The organism is Paenibacillus sp. JSM ZJ436, from assembly GCF_044383795.1.
Classification (GTDB): Bacteria; Bacillota; Bacilli; order Paenibacillales; family Paenibacillaceae; genus Paenibacillus_AQ; species Paenibacillus_AQ algicola.
Genome location: NZ_JBISEO010000003.1, coordinates 102,997 through 124,945, shown reverse-complemented (window position 1 = coordinate 124,945; position 21,949 = coordinate 102,997). Strand labels below are relative to the sequence as shown.

Annotated in this window: 18 protein-coding genes and 2 tRNA genes; 3 read left to right on the top strand and 17 right to left on the bottom strand. The window is 52.9% G+C overall.

Features of this window, described 5'->3' with window-relative positions; genetic code table 11:
• Positions 1-44: 44 nt before the first annotated feature.
• Complete coding sequence (locus ACH6EH_RS04805) at positions 45-2,189, bottom strand: glycoside hydrolase family 52 protein (RefSeq protein ID WP_397331338.1); 2,145 nt, start codon at positions 2,187-2,189, stop codon at positions 45-47.
• Positions 2,190-2,319: 130 nt separating this feature from the next.
• Between ACH6EH_RS04805 and ACH6EH_RS04800 the strand changes: the two genes are divergently transcribed.
• Positions 2,320-3,219, top strand: coding sequence for a helix-turn-helix transcriptional regulator (locus ACH6EH_RS04800; protein ID WP_397331337.1), 900 nt, complete (start codon positions 2,320-2,322; stop codon positions 3,217-3,219).
• Positions 3,220-3,246: 27 nt separating this feature from the next.
• Here the strand turns inward: ACH6EH_RS04800 and ACH6EH_RS04795 are convergent, their stop codons facing one another.
• From ACH6EH_RS04795 to ACH6EH_RS04785, 3 genes are read right to left on the bottom strand one after another with little or no spacing between them, the layout of a single operon-like run.
• Positions 3,247-4,218: a 2,3-diaminopropionate biosynthesis protein SbnB gene (locus ACH6EH_RS04795; RefSeq protein WP_397331336.1), complete on the bottom strand. Its 972-nt coding sequence runs from the start codon at positions 4,216-4,218 to the stop codon at positions 3,247-3,249.
• A complete protein-coding gene (sbnA, locus tag ACH6EH_RS04790) occupies positions 4,215-5,195 on the bottom strand; it encodes a 2,3-diaminopropionate biosynthesis protein SbnA (RefSeq protein ID WP_397331335.1) in 981 nt (326 codons plus the stop codon). Before sbnA ends, ACH6EH_RS04795 begins: the two co-directional genes overlap by 4 nt.
• On the bottom strand, positions 5,192-6,454 hold the full coding sequence (locus ACH6EH_RS04785; RefSeq protein ID WP_397331334.1) for a phenylacetate--CoA ligase family protein: 1,263 nt from the start codon (positions 6,452-6,454) through the stop codon (positions 5,192-5,194). The genes sbnA and ACH6EH_RS04785 overlap by 4 nt, the downstream gene beginning before the upstream one ends.
• Positions 6,455-6,673: 219 nt before the next feature.
• On the opposite strand from ACH6EH_RS04785, the gene ACH6EH_RS04780 reads away from it, so the two are divergent.
• A complete protein-coding gene (locus ACH6EH_RS04780) occupies positions 6,674-7,453 on the top strand; it encodes a YheC/YheD family protein (protein WP_397331333.1) in 780 nt (259 codons plus the stop codon).
• A 185-nt stretch (positions 7,454-7,638) separates the two neighbouring features.
• On the opposite strand, the gene ACH6EH_RS04775 is transcribed toward ACH6EH_RS04780, so the two are convergent.
• The 9 genes from ACH6EH_RS04775 to leuB form a co-directional block, all read right to left on the bottom strand.
• Positions 7,639-7,709 (bottom strand) — tRNA-Gly (locus ACH6EH_RS04775).
• 13 nt (positions 7,710-7,722) lie between these two features.
• A tRNA-Pro gene (locus tag ACH6EH_RS04770) sits at positions 7,723-7,796 on the bottom strand.
• Between the two features lie 173 nt (positions 7,797-7,969).
• A complete protein-coding gene (locus ACH6EH_RS04765; RefSeq protein WP_397331332.1) occupies positions 7,970-8,926 on the bottom strand; it encodes an aldolase catalytic domain-containing protein in 957 nt (318 codons plus the stop codon).
• Positions 8,927-9,052: 126 nt separating this feature from the next.
• Positions 9,053-10,579 (bottom strand): leucyl aminopeptidase, encoded by a 1,527-nt coding sequence (locus ACH6EH_RS04760; protein WP_397331331.1) that lies wholly within the window; start codon positions 10,577-10,579, stop codon positions 9,053-9,055.
• A 57-nt stretch (positions 10,580-10,636) separates the two neighbouring features.
• Positions 10,637-11,758 carry an ATP-binding protein gene (locus ACH6EH_RS04755; protein ID WP_397331330.1) on the bottom strand — a complete coding sequence of 374 codons (1,122 nt, stop codon included), beginning with the start codon at positions 11,756-11,758 and terminating at the stop codon, positions 10,637-10,639.
• Positions 11,759-12,044: 286 nt separating this feature from the next.
• The gene (locus tag ACH6EH_RS04750) at positions 12,045-12,587 is read right to left on the bottom strand and encodes a hypothetical protein (protein ID WP_397331328.1); all 543 of its coding nucleotides are present in this window, start codon (positions 12,585-12,587) and stop codon (positions 12,045-12,047) included.
• Between the two features lie 118 nt (positions 12,588-12,705).
• Positions 12,706-13,113: a hypothetical protein gene (locus ACH6EH_RS04745; protein ID WP_138226718.1), complete on the bottom strand. Its 408-nt coding sequence runs from the start codon at positions 13,111-13,113 to the stop codon at positions 12,706-12,708.
• 317 nt (positions 13,114-13,430) lie between these two features.
• The gene (locus ACH6EH_RS04740; protein WP_138226719.1) at positions 13,431-13,970 is read right to left on the bottom strand and encodes a peroxiredoxin; all 540 of its coding nucleotides are present in this window, start codon (positions 13,968-13,970) and stop codon (positions 13,431-13,433) included.
• A 161-nt stretch (positions 13,971-14,131) separates the two neighbouring features.
• A complete protein-coding gene (gene leuB / locus ACH6EH_RS04735; RefSeq protein WP_397331326.1) occupies positions 14,132-15,214 on the bottom strand; it encodes a 3-isopropylmalate dehydrogenase in 1,083 nt (360 codons plus the stop codon).
• 223 nt (positions 15,215-15,437) lie between these two features.
• On the opposite strand from leuB, the gene ACH6EH_RS04730 reads away from it, so the two are divergent.
• Positions 15,438-16,418: an aldo/keto reductase gene (locus ACH6EH_RS04730; RefSeq protein ID WP_208203037.1), complete on the top strand. Its 981-nt coding sequence runs from the start codon at positions 15,438-15,440 to the stop codon at positions 16,416-16,418.
• Positions 16,419-16,508: 90 nt separating this feature from the next.
• Here the strand turns inward: ACH6EH_RS04730 and ACH6EH_RS04725 are convergent, their stop codons facing one another.
• The 4 genes from ACH6EH_RS04725 to ilvB form a co-directional block, all read right to left on the bottom strand.
• Complete coding sequence (locus ACH6EH_RS04725; RefSeq protein ID WP_138226722.1) at positions 16,509-18,047, bottom strand: 2-isopropylmalate synthase; 1,539 nt, start codon at positions 18,045-18,047, stop codon at positions 16,509-16,511.
• A gap of 106 nt (positions 18,048-18,153) precedes the next feature.
• Positions 18,154-19,146: a ketol-acid reductoisomerase gene (gene ilvC / locus ACH6EH_RS04720; RefSeq protein WP_397331325.1), complete on the bottom strand. Its 993-nt coding sequence runs from the start codon at positions 19,144-19,146 to the stop codon at positions 18,154-18,156.
• A 146-nt stretch (positions 19,147-19,292) separates the two neighbouring features.
• On the bottom strand, positions 19,293-19,784 hold the full coding sequence (ilvN, locus tag ACH6EH_RS04715) for an acetolactate synthase small subunit (RefSeq protein WP_138226724.1): 492 nt from the start codon (positions 19,782-19,784) through the stop codon (positions 19,293-19,295).
• A 1-nt stretch (position 19,785) separates the two neighbouring features.
• Positions 19,786-21,528 carry a biosynthetic-type acetolactate synthase large subunit gene (ilvB, locus tag ACH6EH_RS04710; RefSeq protein WP_138226725.1) on the bottom strand — a complete coding sequence of 581 codons (1,743 nt, stop codon included), beginning with the start codon at positions 21,526-21,528 and terminating at the stop codon, positions 19,786-19,788.
• Positions 21,529-21,949 lie beyond the last annotated feature (421 nt).

The following is a 21,949-nucleotide window of genomic DNA, read 5'->3' as shown; positions in this document are numbered from 1 at the left end:
GCATTTCAAACTATGCACAAAATGATCTGGTATCATTATATGCATTATTGGTGCAGATGACAAGCGGGTGAGCTTATTGCCGGGAGCTCTGTCCACAGAATTGACGTCACACCCCGTGGATAATATTTACTGCCAATCGCAATTCCTGACAACATTTGATCACTCCAGCTCCAGAACGCATTCCGTGGATCTGTCAGCCATGCGACATGAGCTTCGTCAGCTTGACGTCCTTGCTCATCCCAAGGCATACCCAGTATGCTGCGGGCGACGAATTGACACAAGTAGATTTTGCTCAGCCATGAATTATCACTGGTTGAAGAAAGCTTCCAGCCTCCATCCTCAAACAAACAGATGCCGGGGCGGAGCACATGCTCAAGATGGCGCTTCATGGCAGCGATGTAGGATGCGAAACGTCCATTCTCGTCAAGCGCATCAATACAGCCGAACGCGTACGGAAATACAAGTCCTTCAATAGCAGGAATAATCTTGGAATCGTTATTTTCTCCCAAGATGGCAGGAATATAGCCGTCTTCCTTGGCGAAGGAGACTATTGATGCGGCACAGCGATCTGCCTGTTCCGCAGCAATGCCTGCGGAGACGTCGTTGCCGGCATTGCGAAAGATTTGCTCGAGAGCCACATAGGCAGCCCAGCATTTACCGGCCAGGTAGATGTTGTTACGCGCTTGACCGAGCGATTGATCCAGACTGTCGTACGTCGTAATCTCTGCCCCTCCCTTGCAGCGAGAACTGTCCAGTCCCATAATGCCGTTGCGCTTCGAGGGATCCGGATGATCCCTGTTCAGCATGCTGGTCAGACATTGCTCCAGCAGCGGGAGCCGTTTCTCAAGCCACAGCGTGTCATTCGTACGATGAACGTATACCGCAGCGCATAATAGCCAATTAACCAGTTGCTCGTGAGTCATCTGGGAGAAGCAGTCATCCAGCCCCGCCAATTCATACGCAGAATGGCCGGGACGTGAAAAGGAGTTACCCACACCCATATCGTGCGTGAAGCTGATCCCGCCGGGATACAGCGTATCGTCATTGGGGAACAAGACCTGATCCTGATAGCTGTAGCGGTCTGCATAAAGATCCAGCTCACAGCGAACCGTCCACGGATTCATCCGGATTTCATAGAACAGCTGATCCACGGTCAGATCAAATGTATTCATCATCCGATACTCGCCTTCGTTCACATTCCAGAGCGGCTTGCCGTTCCAATCCAGCAGTTGAGTGCTGCCGTAGTAGCTTCGGATCGAGTGAGCCAGCATGAAGCGCTGCTCCTCGGACAATCCGGTGCCAGCCAACCAAGTGTCCGCCTCGAGAGCACGGGACTTTAATTCCTCAAAGTACTCCAGAGCAAACCTGGCGGCTGCTTCAATATTTGCGAAGTAATTCGTATACCAGTAGCTGGCATCGATATCGGTTGTCACATAGCCGCCACGATAGAAACAAAGGGCGAATCGGTACGTTCGTTTCATCCCTGCAGGTGTTTCCATCAGCAGTGCACCGACACCGCCCAGCCCGAAATCATAATTTTCTTCATGCACATTTGTAATCAGCTTCTCCATCGAGAAATGCTGTGTCGGCGTCACGCCTTCATCCATAGTCGCTATCAAGGACATGCGGCCTTGCCCAACGCCGCAGATGCCATCGGTTAACTCCGGCTTTAGTCTCCTCATTACGCTGTACGGATCGGCACCCTGGTATCCGAACCATGCCTTGCGCGGTTGTTTCCCTTGAGTATTGTCGACTGTCACTTCAGCGATCACGGCCGGAACAAGTGCCATACGCAGCTCTTCTTCTCCAGCTTTCTCTGGATCGGGAACAGGACTCATTTGAGAATAAATCGAGAAGGTCAAGTCGCCAGCGCGCCATACGTCACTGCCGACACTGAAGCTCCGATGAATCTCCTCCTGGTCGTACCTTTGCAGCAGTCTCTGTGATTTAGGCTCATCCGGAGAGTGCTCTGAACTGTACCGTTTACTTTCATCTTCACCCGCCTCAAAAAAAGGAAGCCCACGGTAGACTGCACCAGCGGCGTCCTCAAGCAGCAAGAATACGTTCTCCTTTGGTGGCTGGCCTCTCTCCAAGTCAAAACCTCCGCTTGCCCCTGGAAATCCGAGTGTAAAGCTCGAGAATGCCCCGATCGGAGAATGATGTGCGTTGAAAAATTGTGGAGTTGTCATTCAGTTTTTCTTCCCTTCCTTCATAATAGTCTAACAATACGAAGGAAATGAGTAAAAATGGATGGGCAAACCGTGCAACTTTATGGACAAAGCTTACCTGACTAATAATGAATTGACTATAATAGAGAGCATGAAGGATTCTAAATCTAAAGGCGGTTTATCGATGGCGAACAAACGGACTGATTCACATGAAAGCAGATTCGAGGAATTGTTCCTTACGGACGTGGACATCGCCGTGAGGTCATATGCTGCTCACAGCCGGATCGTTGAGCCAGGATGGTTGTTTCAGAGCCACAACCATCCCATGTTCGAATTAAATATGGTGCTTTCGGGGCAGCAACTTTGCCGCGCAGATGGCAAAGAGTACATCATGGAGCCAGGCGATATCGTGCTGCTAAAGCCGGAGGTAAAGCATGAGTGTGAGGCCACGGGATTATTGAAGGTGCATTATTGCTGCGTTCATTTTGATCTCGACGAGCCAGCGCTGCGCCAGGCTCTGTGTAGCATTCACCATACATATCATAAGGCGGAGTCCCCGCTGGCAGCCGCGCTTCGGCCGATTCTGGTCCATCTTGCTGAAGCGAAGCCTACGAAGTGGGAAGCGCTCCCGTTTATTTTCCAGCTGCTCACCGCCTTAAGCCGCCTTTTGTCAAATGCACCGGAAGGATTGTTAGGATCCTCGCAGGAGTCTGGTGGACTCGCAAACCGGATTGCAGAGCGGCTCAATGGACTGCTCGCTGAGCGACATGGAGATGCTGACGATGATTATCGTATATCTGCCATCGCGGAAGAACTCGGCTACAGCGCGGCATACTGCAATCGCATCTTCCGCAAGGTGTTTGGAATGTCTCCGAGACAATATCTATCTAAGATGAAATTGAGAGAGGCACGGCTGCTTCTATTGAATGGAGAGCTAACGATCGACGCCATCGCGGAGAGGTTAGGATACAAGGACACTTCCCAGTTCAGCAAACAGTTCAAGCGCTGGACACAGATATCCCCCTCGCAATACCGACAGATGTTCCGGTAATGTTACTTTTGCGCCTTCGATTAGCTATTACACCGAGAGTTTCACTCCGATACCATGCTCCACAGCCTTACGCCAGTAATAGCCCGCGGCAGCAATATCGAAGATAGCAAGACCCATCGGGTTAAAAAAGATCGGCTCCAATCGATCCATAGAACGCAAGCGCTGCCCGCAAACGACATCTGCAAGCGTGTGAACAGCCTCTTTGTGCAGGCCATACTTCTGATGCAGCTGTTCAATATCGGTATTTTCCCGGCACACCTCATCCCAGTCGTCCACCACAATTCCTTTCAGATGGGCGACGCTTTCCGGAAGATAATCCCGAAGAGAAACGCCCAGCAGCAGCATACCCTCTCTCGGCTTTTCATCAATATAGCGGGAGGAGGCTACCGTACAGGTGGCCATGATGTCTGCAAGCCGGTATACCTCTTGCCAATTTTCTGTGATGACGGTCTTGGACCGCAGGACCTCAGGAGTCGTTATGGGATCGATTCCCCGAGGATCATAAATATACACCTGCTCCAGCTGCTCACCCAGCATAGCGGCACACATCTCCAGATGAAGACGTCCAATCGGTCCCCAGCCGAGAATGCCCAGACAGACGCTGACAGGCTGCCGCGCATCCATATAGGCCTGCACCATCAGGCTGCTGACGGCGGCGGTCCGCAGTCCGCTAAGCCGGGCACTGTGAAAGAAGGCCAACGGCTCGCCCGTATCTATATGGTTCAAAATAACTGTGTTATGCGCACGCGGAAGCCCTTTTTCCACATTACCCGGAAAGCTTGCAATCCACTTCATCCCGGATAGTCCGATGTCGCCCCCGACGTAAGCCGGCATAGCAATGATGCGATTCTGCGGATTTTGGAAGCGTAAATATGGCTTGATTGGGTGAGCACTGTCCCCGGCAGCATCCATCATCAGCGCATGCCGGGCCGTATCCCTCAGAGCATGCCAATCCGTACCCATAGCGGCAATATCTTTATCATTTAAATACAGCATCATAGGCCTCCCTTGCTACCGCGGGGATTCCAGCCTAGCACCCGCTGCACCCAGTCATCGTTGTACACTGTATCCAGATACCGCTCACCCCGATCCGGCAAAATGGCGCAGCAAACAGCATCCCGCGGAATGGATGACTTCATCCCCAGCAAGGCCGCGATGACGCCGCCGGAGGAGGCGCCGGCCATGATGCCTTCTTTTTCCACCAGGAGCCGGCAGCCCTCTACACAATCCCGGTCGGTGACGTACCGGACCTGATCCGTCATCCCGGATCTGAACTGCCCCGGAATCATGGCTGCTCCCAGGCCCGGAAATTGACGTGACCCCTTCTCTCCGCCAAAAATAACACTGCCGCGCGCATCCACCGCGACCACCTTCGTGCTCCAGCCCTTCGCCGCGATATAATCGGCACAGCCGCGAATCGTCCCGCAGGAGCTGACACCGCAGAACAAGTAGTCCACCTCGCCAAGCTCATCTCCGATTTCAGTCATGGTCGTTTCATAATGCGCCCGGCTGTTATCTGGATTACCATATTGATTGGTCCAATACGCCTGTGGAATCTGGGACATCAGCTCCTGGACTCGCGCGATCCGTGCAGGCAGATACTCACCGGTCACCGGGTCGGGCTGCTCCACCAGCTCGATCTCCCCTTGAAAGCTGCGGATAATTGACTTATGCTGCTCTGTCGTACGCGGGTCCACCACACAGATAAAGCGCAGACCAAGGAAGCAGCACAGCTGGGCCAGGCTGATCGCGAGATTCCCCGAGCTGGACTCGATCACCACGCTGCCGGCAGTAAGATCACCTCGCCGAATGGCTTCCTTCAGCAAATAGAGCGCCGGGCGGTCCTTGGCGCTGCCGCCGGGATTCATGCCCTCGAGCTTCCCGTATACAGCAAACGGCTCGCGGGCAAACAGAGATGAGAGCCGCACCAGCGGGGTCTTCCCGATGCTATCTACAATGCCTCCCTCCAGCTTCATGCCGATCCCTCACGATGGTTATAATGTATTTTTTTCTGTTTGACCGCGCTGCGGTGGTCCTCGTCCTGAAAGCGCTGCTCGGTGACGGTAATCCTTCCGATGATTCCAGCCTGAACCATTGCGGCGATTTCCGGAATCCGCTGCTCCAGCTCTCTTCCTGCCGCTTCCAGCTCAGCCGATGTAAACGCAGGCTCTCCGCTAGTAGGATGGGCAGGGGAATAGACGATCACCTGCAATCCGTGAAGATCCATATGAACCCGCACACTTCCCGTTCCCAAACGACGGTAAAGGACATCCTCAATATCGTAGATGCTGATTTTTTCGCCATGCTTCAGATCTGGCCCTACCCGTTTAACAATGCTGTCAAAGCTCATCCGCTGCACCCCGTTTACCTCAATCGGTCTCAAGTCCCGCACCACATCGTAGGTGACATAACGGATGGCGGGGAACGCCTCTCTGACCGACGAGGTCAGCACCAGAATCTGCTCTCCGGGCGGCAGCGGCTCCAGCCCCTCTCCAAGCTCCTCAGCCCCCACGCCTTCGGCTGTAAGCCCGTCTGTCAGCACGTATCGTCCGTGCTCGTGAGAGTAATAGGCCATCGTTCCGATCTCAATCGAGCCGTACGTATCTGTCATGTCCGCAAGCGTCAGGTTTAGCTGCTCCGCGGCGCGGGCCATCCAGCCCTTCGGCGCGATTTCACCGACGAGAATCACTTTCCGAATGCCGTAAGCCGCCGGGTCGGGAGAGGCCAGCAGGATCCGCTCCAAAATGGAAGGCATGGTATACAGCACCTCTGGCTGAAACTCCAAAAGCTTCTCCAAATGCTGCTCAATGGGCAGCCTGAAGGAAATGGACTCCGCCGTCATCCCGAGCCGCCGAAACACCTCCACCGCTGTCGCTTCGGCGTGACCGGTGCCCATGTCCGCCAAGGCAGAGCGGTAGGAGTCAGCGCCCAGGATGGTACGGTATACGTCCAGCTTGATGTTAACGTAATGATTTTCATCAGAAGGGCTATAAAAAATCGACTTGCGCCGCCCCGAGCTCGTACCGGACGTGCGGTATTCCAGCATCCCGCTTTGAGCAGACAGGCCGGAATCCGGCGTGTAGTAATACTGCTCCAGCACCGAAGAAGTCATCAGCGGAAGTGAGGATAGCCGGAGATTCCGATTTTTGAAATCCAGCCCGGCCCAGGTGACATACCAGGGACAGCAGCCGCTGACCCGGGCAATCATTTCATGGCATTGTTCCGAGGATATCATGGGCAGAAGCTCCCCTTTCATGGATGTGCGATTCAAATCAGCTTATGCAAATCCATGCCGCAAGGTCCGTCACAGACGGCTATGCTTACAGCATCTGTACACTTTCGGAGATCATTCTCCTCCGCCTCTCTGGGCTGTAAACCATACCCAATACGGTTACAGCGCCATATAATAAGGTGCTGATTGACATCCTGAATCTGTGAAAGGAAGGAAACCAAGGTGGCCAAAAAGCTTTTGGGCGGGAAGCTGAAACGAACAGCCATGATGCAGTCCAGCCGCATGCTGGCTCAACATATCCCCCACACCCAGCGATTGAATCGACAAGCCTTATTCCACATGCTTCATCAATACGGCATGGTGTACGTAAAGCCCGACTACGGCTCTCAGGGCCGCGGCGTGATCCGTGTAGAGCGGCTCAAAGAGAGCTATTGCTATCAATATGGCACCCAAGTTTACTGCTTCAAGACGTTTCAGGACTTGTATGTATCGCTGAGCCCTTACTTCAAGCAGCGCAAATATCTGGTCCAGCGCGGAGTACATTTGCTTCGCTCTCAGGGAAGACCGTTTGACTTTCGGGTTATGATTCAGCGCAATCCTGCGCGGCAGTGGGAGTGCACGGGCACCTTCGCTCGACTGGCGCATCCTCGCAAAGCGGTAACGAACGGCAGCCAAGGCGGCTCGATCTATCCGCCATCGGTACTGCTTCGCCGGTTCGCCAGCCAGCGCCGGACGCAGCAGCTGCTGCGGCACATGAACCGGCTCGCCCACGTCACTGCATCCACACTCTCAGTGCACCATCGTGAACTGAATGAGCTGGGCCTGGATATATGCCTCGATCGCAATCTTCGGCCCTGGATTCTGGAAGTGAATACGATCCCGGACCCCAAGCCATTTATGCTGCTGCCGGATCACCAGCGGTTTATTCGCAGAATCGTTGCGTACGGCTGCGCCTATGGCAGACGCTACAATCTGAAGGTAACCAAAGCCAAGCGGGGATAAAGGCTTGTTCCCTGCGGACAGCAAAGAGCGCCGGACCCCATCCTGTGAATGGGGTCCGGCGCTCTTTCATCGTCGTGGTTTAGGATACGCTATTCCTTTCTTGCTGCCGGATGAGCTGCAAGACATAATATCTCGAAAAATGCGCAAACAAAAAACCCTTGCAGCGCAAGGGTTCTTCATGATTAAGCGGGTGATGGGAATCGAACCCACGCTACCAGCTTGGAAGGCTGGAGTTCTACCATTGAACTACACCCGCATCAACTAAAAAATCGGGACGACACGATTTGAACATGCGACCCCCTGGTCCCAAACCAGGTGCTCTACCAAGCTGAGCTACGTCCCGTTAGCAGTAAGCCGTCTTAACGACAAAAATAAATATATCACGCAGCAATATAAATTGCAACTCTTTTTTTAAGCTTGAAGCGCACGGTGCAACGGAATGACTTCAGCAGTTCACCTGCTCTTGAGCAAGCAAAAAAGCCCCAAGCCTCTTCAGGCTCGGGACTGTCAGTGCACTTACTTGTCAAACGTCACTTCAGGGGTGGTCAGCTTGTCATAGAAGTCTACAGCCTTATCTTTGTCCTCGGAGGCCCGGAGCGCCATCGCGGATCTTGGATGCTCGTCCAGCGTACCTGTAATCATGTACGGGATAATGTAGCCCCACTCTTCCTTCTCGCGCAGTGGGATCATGAAGCGCTCAATAATGTCGAGCACAGGGCGCAGCTGATATTTAGTGCCCTTCAGGTGGGTAACCAGCAGCTCAGTTGGGCAGTTGCCCGCCGCACGGCCCATGCCATATACCGAGGCGTCCAGCAGCTCTACACCATGCTCTGCAGCCACCAGCGTGTTGGAGAAGGCCAGCTGCATATTGTTATGCGTGTGCACACCCAGGCGCTTGTTCGGCAGATGCGACTTGAACTTGTTGACCAGGTATTCAATATCCTTGTGATCCAGGCTTCCGTAGGAATCCACGATATAGACGAAATCGACAACGCTGTCCTTAATCATCTCAAAAGCTTCCAGCAGCTCGTTCTCCATCACATTGGACAATGCCATAATGTTGATGGTGGTTTCATAGCCGCGTTCATGGAATACGCGAACCAGCTCCAGCGCCTTGTCCACATCCTTGATGTAGCAGGCTACACGGATCAAATCCAGCATGCTTTGTTCACGCGGCAGAATGTCGTCCACCTCAACGCGGCCGATATCGACCAGCGCGGACAGCTTCGTGGTGCCCTTGTTCGGAATGACTTCACGCAGAAAATCATCGTCCAAAAAGCGCCAAGGCCCTGCCTTGTCGGCTCCCTTCAGCAGCTTTGGTGAATTCTTATAACCGATTTCCATATATTCTACGCCTGCCTCATTCAAGCCGGCATATAAATTCTGAACAAATTCCACGCTGAAATCCCAATTGTTGACCAAACCGCCGTCACGGATGGTACAATCTACGATTTTGGTATGACTACTTTTCATCCAAGCTAAACTCCCTTCACCCCGGTTTTTCTCTTCATCATACTTGAATGGCTGTGGAAAAGTAAAGCAAAAAGTCCGCTGAACGCGGACTTCACAGAGCAGGCAATGCCTGACTTTGCCTCTTACCTATGGCCTAATGTCGGAGATTTCCTCTTGGGAGCGTACCCATTCCGTAAGGGTGCGCACCATGACACCGGTACCGCCCTTCGCTTCCAGGCCGCTCTCTTTCCGGCTCCAGGAGGTGCCGGCGATATCCAGGTGAATCCATGGCAGTCCGTCTGCAAAGGTGCCGACAAACAATCCCGCTGTAATTGCGCCCGCCATACGTCCCGTGGAATTGCGGAGATCTGCTACATCGCTTTTGAGCATATCCCAGTATTCCGGATACGATGGCAGCGGCCACACATTCTCTCCCGCTCTCCGGGAAGCGGTGATCAGCTCCTGCATAAACACATCATCGTTGGTGACCGCTCCCGTCGCGGCCTGTCCCAGTGCCACCTCAACCGCGCCGGTTAATGTCGCTACATCGATAATTCGCTCGGCTCCCAGCGCCTTGGCATAGGTTACCCCGTCCGCCAGCACCATCCTTCCCTCGGCATCGGTGTTGAGCACCTCAACGGTCCGGCCGCTCAGCGTGGTGATCACATCGCCGGGCTTGACGGCATTGCCGTCTGGCATATTTTCTGCTGTTGGCACCACCATGACCACATTCACCTTGGGCCGGCGCTGTCCCAGCACCTCCATGACGCCAAGGACGGCAGCAGCGCCGCCCATATCACCGATCATTTCCTCCATACCGCTGCCGCGCTTTAAAGATATGCCTCCAGTATCAAAGGTAATCCCCTTGCCGACAAGTCCTGTCACATGCTCCCACGTATCTGTCCCCTGATACTTGATCACGATCATCTGAGGAGGGTGGGCACTGCCCTTGCCGACAGCCAGCAGTGCTCCCATGCCTAGCTGCGCCAATCTTTCTTCATCTATAATGTCCGCTTCCATACCATACCGCTCAGCAAGCTCCAGCGCAGCTTGAGCCAGGTCTGAGGGGACCAGCAGATTGCCTGGCAGGTTCGTCAGGCGGCGCGCCAGGACAACCCCATCGCCGATTGAACTGCCCCAGCGAACCCCTTCCTCCCATGCCTCCTGAAAGCCGGGCTCCACCGGTCCATCCAGCTGAAACGTGATCTCCTCAAGCTGAGCCTGCTCCGGCTGCTCTCTCCGATAATGCTTAGCCCGTTGCGATCCCAAAATAAAGCCTTCGCACAGCGCCTGAGCGCATCCCTCCGCATCCTGCTCCACCATAAATTCCTGCATCGTAGAGGGAATGTCCATCTCCAGCCTTCTAGCCCCCAGCTTGATGGCGGCTCTTGCGGCATAAGCTGCCGCCTGGCGCAGCTCTCCAGCGGTCAAGGGGCCCTCCGTTCTGCCTGTCAGAATATAGGTCTCAAAGTGATCCTTTTTCCAGACTGGCAAAATATAGGTAGACCCCGGCTGGCCCTGAAAGAGTCTTTTTTCCACCAGAGATTGAAGTACCGGTTGAAGCTGGCGATCTAAACTGGCATGGAATATCTGATGTCTGCTGATTAGCAGCACTCGTGCATCGGGCCCCGCGCTTTCTAAAGGGTCGTGAATACTTCGCAGCTTCCATTTCATCGCTGTCCCTCCCTGTTTTGTATCTGCTCCGGATTTCACCATCCCTTTACCCTTTTCTTACTCTTGCGCAACATCCATAATTGGAAGCGTTATCATAAAGGTTGTCCCATTACCGACCTGACTCTCTACTGCAATTGAACCTCCATGGTTCCGTACAATGCGATAGCTGACAGACAGTCCAAGTCCGGTCCCTCCCTCTTTTGTCGTAAAAAAAGGATTAAACAGATGATTCAGCGTATGACGGTCCATCCCCTTTCCATTGTCCGAGATCCGGATATGTACTTGCTTCTCCACCCGCGAGGCCCATATTTCAATCCTGCCCTGAATGTGGCTATGATTGTCGTCCATGGCGTCCAGTGCATTTTTGACCAGGTTCAGGATGACCTGCTTGATCTGCTTCACATCGACAGAGATGGCTGTTTCATCGACTTCATCCATATGAAGAACAATCTGACAGCCTTTCATTAGAGCCTCACTCTCTGTAAGAAGCGCAACCTCCTTCAGTAACGACAGCACCGAAATCATGGTCGTTTGAGGAGCAGACGGCTTGGATGAGTTCAAAAATTCATATATGATATCGTTCGCACGATCAATTTCCATCAATATAATGCGTACATATTCATCTTTTCCCATCGTGATCAGGTGTGGACGAAGGAGCTGAATGAATCCGCGGATTGAAGTGAGAGGGTTCCGGATTTCGTGGGCAATCGAAGCTGATATTTTACCCAGCATGGCGAGCTTGTCGTTCTGGTAAGCGGTTTGCTCGATTTGTTTAAACTCGGATACGTCCTTGACACTTATCAAAAAATCTCCTTCCATCTGGTCACCATACGTCATGGTAATGAGCCAGGATCGGCCGTATTCATCAACCAACTCGTGGTTTTTTTTGCGGTGAAAGACGGTTTCGCGAAAAATCCTGATAATTTTTTTCCGTTTAAAGCGTGTAATTCCGGGATGTCTTAGCAGTTGTGTCAATGTGCACCCCGCCATGGATGTCCTAGGCACTCCCAGCAGTCTAGCCATCTGTACATTGACAAATGCAAGTACCCCTTCACTGTCAAAAAGAATAATTCCACTGTCCAGATTCTCCAGAATATTCTCATACTTATTTCTCACCAACTGACTGTTTTGAAAAGCCCTCATGTCCTTCGGGCCGGCTTGTTGAACATCACTCAACAAACGAGCTCCCCCTCTCTCCATCAGATAATGAGGTCGAAAATCGGTAACGGCATACGACAAAACAACATAACGGCAGCAGGAAAAATTGTAAAATCTGTATTTTCTCCATCATAGTCACTGGAAGGAATAGCCGTCAATCAGAGAAACTGTCGAAATACATCAAATGCGTAAAAAAAAAACGTTACGAGTTATGTAAAGGTAAATTTAAATTGGAAGAGCCGCCTTGTTCATAAAGTGCATGCTTCCGGCATCTTGAGAGACTATTGTCGAGTTCGCTTTTTTGCGTTCATTTGGCGCAGGGGCGGGCGTGCGACGCATCGAGTTCGCTTTTTCGCGTTCGTTTGGCGCGGGGGCGAGCGTGCGACGCATCGAGTATCGCTTTTTCGCGTTCGTTTGGCGCGGGGGCGAGCGTGCGACGCATCGAGTTCGCTTTTTCGCGTTCGTTTGGCGCGGGGGCGGGCGTGCGACGCATCGGGTTCAGTTTTTCGCGTTCATTTGGCGCAGGAGCGGGCGTGCGACGCATCGAGTTCGGTTTTTCGCGTTCGTTTGGCGCGGGGGCGAGCGTGCGACGCATCGAGTTCGGTTTTTCGCGTTCGTTTGGCGCGGGGGCGGGCGTGCGACGCATCGAGTTCGCTTTTTCGCTTTCGTTTGGCGCGGGGGCGAGCGTGCGACGCATTGAGTTCGCTTTTTCGCGTTCGTTTGGCGCGGGGGCGGGCGAGCGACGCATCGAGTTCGCTTTTTCGCGTTCGTTTGGCGCGGGGGCGAGCGTGCGACGCATCGGGTTCAGTTTTTCGCGTTCATTTGGCGCAGGAGCGGGCGAGCGACGCATCGAGTTCGCTTTTTCGCATACGCTACGCCTCCGGGCCGCCTCACGGCCCCCAACGACAACAAAAAGGGGCTGTCCCTCAACGCACTGAAGCGTTCCCGGGACACCCCCTAGATCTATGCTATGCCTTATGCTGAAGCTGCAGCCTGCGCTGACTCATCACCGCAAGCCGGCGTTTGAGCTCACCTTGCCATTTCTCATCCTGCATCCATTTGGCTACGGCCAGGAGATCGAGAGACATGTCAATCTGGCTCTGTACAACCTCCAGCGCATCTTCGGATTCGCGGTTCACCACATTTTCGAAGATCGTCTCCTCATCTTCCATCACGTAGTCTTGAAAATCCACATGGGCCGCACCGTCGCCATGAGCGTATTCCGCGAGGATCTCATATTCATTCTCTACCCGATGATGAACTTCAATGCGCTGACATACCGGACAAAACAACAGGGGAACATTATGCACCTGGGTCCGATAATGCTTCAATGTACCTTTTGTTCCCACCATACTAGCTCCGCAGCAAAAACTCATACTGTTCACCCTCCCCTGTCAATCCATAGCTTATGCTTTCGATATTGTATTCGCTTTCAGCCCCTATGATTCCTTCAAGCTGTCCCGCTTACCTCAAAATTGAGTCAAATGACCCTTACGTTATGTTATGAAAGAACTACACGAATATACAGATCCTATGCTAACCAGAACGTCTACTACCATATACACTAAACTTGTGCTACTTATATTTCAACCCCGCAGGGATCAATTAAACATCATTATTGAAACGAAAAAGCTCTCGTTCCCTTCCTCTATCAAGGGATTGAGAGCTTTCGTATGAAAAAGTCCAGGTTCAATTACAGGTTCGTGTCGCCTGGCTTCCAGTTCATTGCACACAGACCGCCGGATTGCAGAGCTTGCAGAACACGCAGCGTCTCTTCTACACTGCGGCCAACGTCATTGTGGTTAACGACTTGATACTTCAGTTCGCCTTCCGGATCGATGATGAACAGGCCGCGCAGAGCTACGCCCTCTTCCTCGATCAGGACGCCGTAGTCACGAGCAACGTTCTTGGTGATGTCAGAAGCCAGCGGGAAGTTCAGCTGACCCAGGCCGTTAGCATCCTTGGAGGCATTGATCCAAGCCTTGTGGCTGTGAACAGAGTCCACGCTTACGCCCAGAACCTCAGTGTCCAATGTCTTGAATTGCTCATATGCATCGCTCAAAGCTGTAATTTCAGTAGGGCATACAAAGGTGAAATCCAGCGGGTAGAAAAAGAATACAAGCCACTTGCCGCGGTAGTCGGACAGGCTGACTTTACCAAAGTCTTTGCCATCGCCGGATACGGTTTCCATTGTGAAATCCGGTGCTGCTTTACCAACCAAACGTTCTGCCATGATTGATTTTCCTCCTTAAGGTGTACAAGCCAACAGCTTGTACATATACATAATTTATGTTCCGGGAACAGTTCCTTAATGATGTTATCATTGCAAAATGGCAAAGTCAAGATTATAGACGTTATTTTATTATAATCATTATAATTAAGGAAATCAGTCCATTAAGCTTTGCGGATGGCCTTCGCAATCAGGTCGCCCATCTCTGTAGTGCTTAGCGCTTGGCTCTTGTCTACCGCAATGTCCGCAGTGCGGTGACCGGCATCCAGCACCTCAGCTACAGCCCGTTCAATCGCATCTGCAGCGTCGGCATAGCCGAAGGTCAGACGGTACATCAGCGCTACCGAGAGGATCGTTGCAATCGGGTTCGCAAGGCCTTGGCCTGCGATGTCCGGAGCTGAGCCGTGTACCGGCTCGTACAAGCCATAGCTCCCTTCACCCATAGAAGCCGAAGCCAGCATGCCGATCGAGCCTGTCAGCATCGCGGCCTCGTCGCTCAGGATATCACCAAACATGTTCTCCGTTACGATGACATCAAAGCTTGCCGGGCGGCGCAGCAGCTGCATCGCACAATTGTCAACCAGGACATGCTCCAGCTCGATCTCCGGATACTCTGGCGCGATGCGGTTGACGGTTTCACGCCACAGGCGGGAGGTTTCCAGAACGTTCGCTTTATCGACCGAAGCCAGCTTCTTGCGGCGCTTGCCCGCAATTTCAAATGCCTGACGTACAATACGCTCGACCTCAGCCGTGTTGTATACGCAGGTATCTACTGCTTCTTCGCCGCCTGCTCCTTCACGTCTGAACTTCTCACCGAAGTAGATTCCACCAGTCAGCTCACGGACAACCATCAGGTCGGTGCCTTCCAGCACTTCCGGCTTCAAGGTGGACGCATCCTTTAAGCAATCAAAAATAACGGCCGGACGAAGGTTCGAGAACAGTCCCAGCTCTTTGCGAATGCCGAGCAGACCGGTTTCAGGACGCAGCTCCTTCGAATTATTGTCCCACTTCGGACCGCCAACCGCTCCAAGCAGCACCGCATCCGCATTCTTACACACCTCCAGCGTTTCCGCCGGCAGTGGAGTTCCCTTCTCGTCAATGGCAATGCCGCCAAACAGAGCATGCTCTGTGCTAAAGGAGTACCCGAAAACCTCTTCCGTTACCTTCATAATTTTCTCTGCCTCTGCTACAACCTCTGGACCAATCCCGTCCCCAGCAATAACCGCAATTTTCTTCGTTTCTGACATGTAAATCCACTCCTTCATATGTAAATGCGTAATTCATCCGTTTTATCCTACTCACTGTTGTATCATAGTTTAGTCAAGCTTGACCAAGATATAGAATCTATGAACTTAATAAGCTTTGCCTATAAGTTAGCTGTATTCCCCTAGATTTGCTATCATCCGTGATCCTTCTTTAGAATAGAGAGAAGTACGCTGCAGTTCATTAAACTACGAAGGAGATGACAAGATGCAATTTGCTCCGCTCGGAAAATCCGGCATGAAGGTCAGCCGCCTCTGTTTAGGCACCATGAATTTTGGACCTGTCACTGATGAAAAAGAGGCCTTCCGGATTATGGATACTGCGCTGGATGCCGGCATTAATTTTTTTGACACCGCCAATGTGTATGGCTGGGGTGAGAATTCCGGTTTGACAGAAAGCATTATCGGACGCTGGTTTCAGCAGGGCGGCGGACGCCGGGAGAAGGTGGTTCTCGCCACCAAAATGTACGGTACGATGAGCGATCCATTAGATGGACCGAACGATCATGCCGGTCTGTCCTCCTACAAGGTGCGCCGTCATCTCGACGCTTCTCTAAAGCGCTTGCAGACTGATCACATCGAGCTGTACCAGATGCATCACAGTGATCTTTCGGTCACCTGGGATGAAATGTGGGGTGCGTTTGAGGTCGCCGTGCAGCAGGGCAAAATCGGCTACGTTGGCTCCAGTAACTTTGCAGGCTGGCAAATTGCAGCGGCGCAGTCTGAAGCCAAGAGCCGGCACTTTCTGGGCCTGGTATCCGAGCAGCACAAATACAGCCTGAACTGCCGCCTGCCAGAGCTGGAAGTGCTTCCTGCCGCTCAGCATTACGGTCTGGGTGTCATTCCGTGGAGCCCGCTGGACGGAGGACTGCTTGGACGCAATGCATTGAAGAAGATTCAGGGCTCCCGCAGCGGCGGCAATGACGAGCGGGTTGAGCAGCACCGGACACAGCTGGAGCAGTTCGCCTCCCTGTGCCTGGAGCTGGGCGAGCCGCAGGATGTTGTAGCCTTGGCCTGGGTGGCCGCCAATCCTGCGGTGACGTCTCCGATTATCGGCCCTCGTACACTAGAGCAGCTGGAAAGCTCTCTGCGTTGTCTTGAGGTGACGCTGGACGAATCCGTCATGAAAGCTCTCGATGACATTTTCCCGGGTCCCGGAGGCACTGCGCCACAGGCCTACGCCTGGTAACGGATAAGACAATCTCTCTTGTACAAAAAAAATGGTGCCGGATTCAAACATCCCGGCACCATTTTTATACACTTTCCTGCGGTTGTCAGATTACAATGTCACGCGGTCCCGCTTCCCGAAGGTCTTCCGCTTCTCAATCAGCTGATTGACCGCATCCACATAGGCTCTCGCGCTGGCTTCCAGAATATCTGTGCTCAGCCCGCGCCCTTGCGCAGACACCTCGTTCTGCGTCAGAACGACATGTACTTCACCTTGAGCATCCTTACCCTGCGAAACCGACTTGATGGAATAATCAGACAGCGTAACTTCTTCAGCCGTGACCTTGTCGATGGCGTTATAAATTGCATCCACAGAGCCGTTGCCCTCAGCTTCCTCTTCAATCAGGCCGTCCGCGGTTTCGATCGTAATCTTGGCCGTCGGTGTTGCTTCATTGCCGAACGTCACGAACATCGTTTTCAGCTGGAACACTTCCGGAGTATCAATGAGCTTCTCCTCCAGAATCGCCAGGATGTCCTCATCCGACACTTCCTTCTTCTTGTCTGCCAGAATCTTGAACTTGGCAAAAGCGTCGTTCACCTGCTCTTCACCCAGTTCATACCCCAGCTCCAGCAGCTTCTCGCGGAACGCATGGCGTCCGGAGTGCTTGCCCAGCACCAGCTTGCTTTCCTTCAGTCCGATGGATTCCGGAGTCATGATCTCGTACGTGGATTTCTCCTTCAGCATACCGTCCTGATGAATCCCGGACTCATGGGCGAAGGCGTTCGCGCCTACAACCGCTTTGTTCCCCGGTACCACCATACCCGTCAGCTTGCTGACCAGACGGCTCGTACGTGCAATCTCCGTCAGCGTCAGATCGGTCTTGGCCTGGAAAAATTCCTGACGTGTCGCTAGCGCCATCGCAATTTCCTCGATCGCTGTATTACCGGCACGCTCTCCAATACCGTTAATTGTGCCTTCAATCTGGTCGGCACCGTTCAGAATTGCTGCCAGGGTGTTGGCTGTTGCCAGACCCAGATCGTTATGACAGTGGGCGCTGAGCTGTACTTGCTCAATACCCGGCACACTTTGCTTGAGGTGCTTGAAAATAGCGCCGTATTCCGCCGGATTCATATATCCTACGGTATCCGGAATGTTCACAACCTGAACACCCTCGCGTACCGCCATGCCTACAACCTCGGACATGAAGTCCAGCTCCGTCCGGCCAGCGTCCTCGAGCGAAAATTCGATTTTGGAGAAGTATTTCTTGGCATACCGGATCGCCGCCTGCGCGGTTTCCAGCACCTGGCTTTTCTCCATCCGCAGCTTAAACTTGCGGTGGATCGGCGATGTCGCCAGAAACACATGGATGCACGGGTCCTGTGCACCAATCAGCGCTTCCCGAACGGCGTCAATGTCATTCTCTCGGGAACGGGACAATCCGATGACAGTCACATCCTTAACCGCTCGCGCTACAGCATTTACCGCGGCCAAATCCCCGGGTGATGCGGCTGGAAAGCCTGCTTCCATGCGGTCGATTCCCAGCTTTTCAAGCTGATGGGCGATCTCTACCTTTTCACGCGTGTTCAGGTTCACGCCCGGTGATTGCTCCCCATCCCGCAGTGTCGTATCAAACACATAAATCTTACGCATGCTGACACCTCCTTAAAGTTCTTTGGCAGAATATATAGTTCCGGCGGCAGGAACAAGGCTGTCCCTAGCCGCCGGCGCTTGGTTATGAATAGTCCAGTATACGCTGTTACTTCTTGATCCAATGCATCATTTCACGCAGCTGCGCACCCACAACCTCTACCGGATGCTCGGATTCGTTGCGGCGTGTAGCGGTCAGGAACGCACGGTTGGATTGGTTCTCCAAGATGAAGTCGCGGGCAAATTTACCCTGCTGGATGTCGGACAGTACTTCCTTCATCGCTTTCTTCGTTTCGTCGGTAACGATGCGTGGTCCGGTTACATAATCACCGTACTCGGCTGTGTTACTGATGGAATCACGCATGGAAGCCAGGCCGCCTTCATAGATCATGTCAACGATCAGCTTCAGCTCATGCAGACACTCGAAGTATGCCATTTCCGGAGCATATCCAGCTTCTGTCAGCGTTTCAAAGCCTGCCTTGATCAGAGCGGATACGCCGCCGCACAGAACAGCCTGCTCCCCGAACAGATCAGTTTCCGTTTCTTCACGGAAGGAGGTTTCAATAACCCCTGCACGAGTGCAGCCAATACCCTTGGCATAAGCCAGGCCGATAGCCTTAGCATTGCCTGTAGCGTCCTTCTCGATCGCGATCAGGCCAGGTACGCCAAAGCCTTCAACATACGTACGGCGAACCATATGTCCAGGGGACTTTGGTGCTACCAGCAGCACGTCATTTTCTTTTGGAGCTACGATTTGACCGAAGTGAACGTTAAAGCCGTGGGAGAACATCAGGGCTGCGCCTTGTTTGAGGTTCGGCTCGATGTCGTTCTTGTATACTGAAGCTTGAGTTTCGTCTGGCATCAGGATTTGAACCACATCAGCTTGCTGAACAGCCTCGGCTACGGAAAGAACCTCGAAGCCATCATTCTTCGCCTTGTCGAAGGATTTGCCTTCACGAAGGCCAATCACAACACGGAGTCCGCTGTCACGAAGGTTTTGCGCCTGGGCATGTCCCTGGCTGCCATAACCGATTACTGCGATCGTCTTGTCTTTCAGTACACTCAGTTCTGCGTCTTGTTCATAGTACGTTGTAATTGCCATTAGTATAAATCCTCCTTTAATATAAAGCCCCTTCATGAATGAGCGGGTATTTCAGCAGACCTGAGAATGTCGTCCAAAATCTACTCAAATTCCCGCTCATTCCAGGCAGGCTTGCGGATCAATGATAACTTGCCCGTATTACAATGTTACTGTGCATTGCCCCGGATCATCGCGGTGACACCGGTTCTGGTAAGCTCCTGAATGCCATATGGCTTCAAAAGCTCAATGATGGCATCAATTTTGCCGGTATCGCCTACAGATTGAACCATCATGCTGTTTGCACCAATGTCGACAACGGAGGCCCGGAAGGTCTCTACTACGCCCAGGATCTCCGGTCTTGCCGAAGGCTCGGCTTTGACCTTGATCAGTGCCAGTTCTCTGGCTACCATCGGCTTGGAGCTGAGATTGATCACCTTGATGACGTCAATGAGCTTGTACAGCTGCTTCTCAATTTGCTCCAGGGTGGTATCGCTCCCTGTGGTAACAATGACCATCCGGGACAATCCGACCTCTTCGGACTGTCCCACCGTGATACTCTCAATGTTGAAGCCGCGGCGGCCGAACAAACCTGCAACCCGCTGGAGGACACCAGGCTGATCGTTAACCAATACGGCAATCGTATGTTTAAAACCGCTCATCTCACGCATCCCCCATCAGCATTTGGTCAATAGTGGACCCTTGGGTCACCATCGGATATACATTCTCGCCTTTGGCAACGACAAAGTCGATCAGCACCGGCCCTGGCGTATCCATGGCCTCCGCCCATGCCTTGCGAGCTTCTTCCTTGTTCGTCGCGCGCAGTCCCTTGACACCATAAGCTTCAGCCAGCTTTACAAAATCCGGACTGCCGGAAAGATCAATATGGCTGTAACGGTTATCGTAAATGAGCTCCTGCCACTGGCGAACCATGCCCAGCACCTGGTTGTTAATCACTACGATTTTGACCGGAATCTTGTTGATCGCGCAAATCGCCAGCTCCTGGGAGCACATCTGCATCCCGCCGTCTCCGTTGATCGAGATGACCAGCCGGTCCGGGTGAGCCATCTGGGCACCGATCGCAGCAGGGAAGCCGAAGCCCATCGTTCCCAGTCCTCCGGATGTAATCCAGGAGCGCGGCTGGTTGAACTTGTAATACTGGGCTGCCCACATCTGATGCTGTCCCACGTCCGTGCTTACAATTGCTTCTCCGTTCGTTGTTTCATTGAGCATCTCAATAACCCATTGCGGCTTCAGCACTTCCTCTGAATCCTGGTACTTGAACGGGTGAGTTCCTTTCCATTCGGAGATCTGGGCTCTCCAGGCATCGGCTTTGGCTGCAGCCGGTGCAATCGGGTTCAGCATTTCCAGCACCGTCTTCACATCGCCAACGACCGGAATGTCTGTCGGCACGTTCTTGCCAATCTCGGCAGGATCGATATCAATGTGAACGATCTTGGCATGTGGTGCAAAGCCGTCCAGCTTGCCGGTGACACGGTCGTCAAAGCGGGCACCGATGTTAATGAGCAGATCGCTCTGCTGAATCGCATGGTTCGAGGTGTAGGTACCGTGCATGCCCGGCATGCCGGTCCACAGCTCATGTCCGCTCGGGAAGGCTCCCAGCCCCAGCAGCGTAGTTGTAATCGGAATCTGCGTCCGAGTCACGAATTCATACAATGCTTCATGGGCACCGGAGTAGATCACGCCGCCGCCAGCCAGAATCAGCGGGCGCTCTGCCTCGCCAATCGCCCGGCAAAGCTTGTCGAGCTGCAGGCGGTTCGGCACGGTCCGCGGATTGTAGCCTCTCAGCTGTACGTCACCTGGCGGCTGGAACAGCTCTTTCGCGGCGGATACATCCTTCGGAATATCAATCAGCACCGGTCCCTTACGGCCTGTCGAGGCGATATGGAAGGCTTCATGGATGATGCGCGGCAGATCCTTCACATCGCGCACCAGATAACTGTGCTTTGTAATAGGCATCGTAATGCCCGTAATGTCTGCTTCCTGGAAAGCGTCGGTGCCGATCAGGCTTGTTGCCACGTTGCCGGTAATGACAACCATCGGCACAGAATCCATATATGCTGTTGCAATGCCGGTGACGAGGTTCGTCGCACCAGGACCGGAGGTCGCGATGCAGACTCCGACCTTGCCGCTGGCACGGGCATATCCATCAGCCGCATGGATGGCTCCTTGCTCATGGCGTGTCAGGACGTGCTTGAAATCCTCAAATCCATACATGGCATCGTAAATATAGAGAACGGCGCCGCCGGGATATCCAAAGACGCATTCGACACCTTCCAAAAGAAGACTCCGAAGCAAAATTTCCGATCCGGAAATTACTTCAGGCTTCATCCATTTCTCACGTAATTGCTCTGTAGACCGCACTTCTGGAGTTTGCGCGCTCATCAGTCATCCTCCTCTCAAAAATTACCTGTCAAACCTACATTACATCAAAAAAACCTTCCGCCCCCACTGCGGACTAAAGCCGCGTGAGGGACGAAAGGTTTACGCTTCCGTGGTACCACCCATATTTGCTTCACATTTCGCAATGTAAAGCCTCAGCAGGTATGAAGGCCCTTTGTGACATACAAAGGCTCCAATATCTGACGTTCGTAACGTGAACCAAACGATTTTCCCTAATAGACGGTGAACCTTTAATGCGTTGAAGCGTAAGGTTCTGGGTTTTTCAGGAAAACAGCTCCGAGGTGAGCTCGTATAAAAGGGATTTTGGTGGAGGTTGCAGCAAATCTCTCCACTCTCTGAGCAAAAGAGCCCTTTAAACTTCGTCCTCATCATTGCCGATGGAATATATTTCGTTAAAATGTTT

Bases quoted from the DNA above. Each gene is read 5' to 3' on its own strand.
- ACH6EH_RS04805 (WP_397331338.1), bottom strand. From the start codon at position 2,189: ATGACAACTCCACAATTTTTCAACGCACATCATTCTCCGATCGGGGCA.
- ACH6EH_RS04800 (WP_397331337.1), top strand. From the start codon at position 2,320: ATGAAGGATTCTAAATCTAAAGGCGGTTTATCGATGGCGAACAAACGG.
- ACH6EH_RS04795 (WP_397331336.1), bottom strand. From the start codon at position 4,218: ATGATGCTGTATTTAAATGATAAAGATATTGCCGCTATGGGTACGGAT.
- sbnA (WP_397331335.1), bottom strand. From the start codon at position 5,195: ATGAAGCTGGAGGGAGGCATTGTAGATAGCATCGGGAAGACCCCGCTG.
- ACH6EH_RS04785 (WP_397331334.1), bottom strand. From the start codon at position 6,454: ATGATATCCTCGGAACAATGCCATGAAATGATTGCCCGGGTCAGCGGC.
- ACH6EH_RS04765 (WP_397331332.1), bottom strand. From the start codon at position 8,926: ATGAAAAGTAGTCATACCAAAATCGTAGATTGTACCATCCGTGACGGC.
- ACH6EH_RS04760 (WP_397331331.1), bottom strand. From the start codon at position 10,579: ATGAAATGGAAGCTGCGAAGTATTCACGACCCTTTAGAAAGCGCGGGG.
- ACH6EH_RS04750 (WP_397331328.1), bottom strand. From the start codon at position 12,587: ATGCGTCGCTCGCCCGCTCCTGCGCCAAATGAACGCGAAAAACTGAAC.
- ACH6EH_RS04745 (WP_138226718.1), bottom strand. From the start codon at position 13,113: ATGAGTTTTTGCTGCGGAGCTAGTATGGTGGGAACAAAAGGTACATTG.
- ACH6EH_RS04740 (WP_138226719.1), bottom strand. From the start codon at position 13,970: ATGGCAGAACGTTTGGTTGGTAAAGCAGCACCGGATTTCACAATGGAA.
- leuB (WP_397331326.1), bottom strand. From the start codon at position 15,214: ATGTCAGAAACGAAGAAAATTGCGGTTATTGCTGGGGACGGGATTGGT.
- ACH6EH_RS04730 (WP_208203037.1), top strand. From the start codon at position 15,438: ATGCAATTTGCTCCGCTCGGAAAATCCGGCATGAAGGTCAGCCGCCTC.
- ACH6EH_RS04725 (WP_138226722.1), bottom strand. From the start codon at position 18,047: ATGCGTAAGATTTATGTGTTTGATACGACACTGCGGGATGGGGAGCAA.
- ilvC (WP_397331325.1), bottom strand. From the start codon at position 19,146: ATGGCAATTACAACGTACTATGAACAAGACGCAGAACTGAGTGTACTG.
- ilvN (WP_138226724.1), bottom strand. From the start codon at position 19,784: ATGAGCGGTTTTAAACATACGATTGCCGTATTGGTTAACGATCAGCCT.
- ilvB (WP_138226725.1), bottom strand. From the start codon at position 21,528: ATGAGCGCGCAAACTCCAGAAGTGCGGTCTACAGAGCAATTACGTGAG.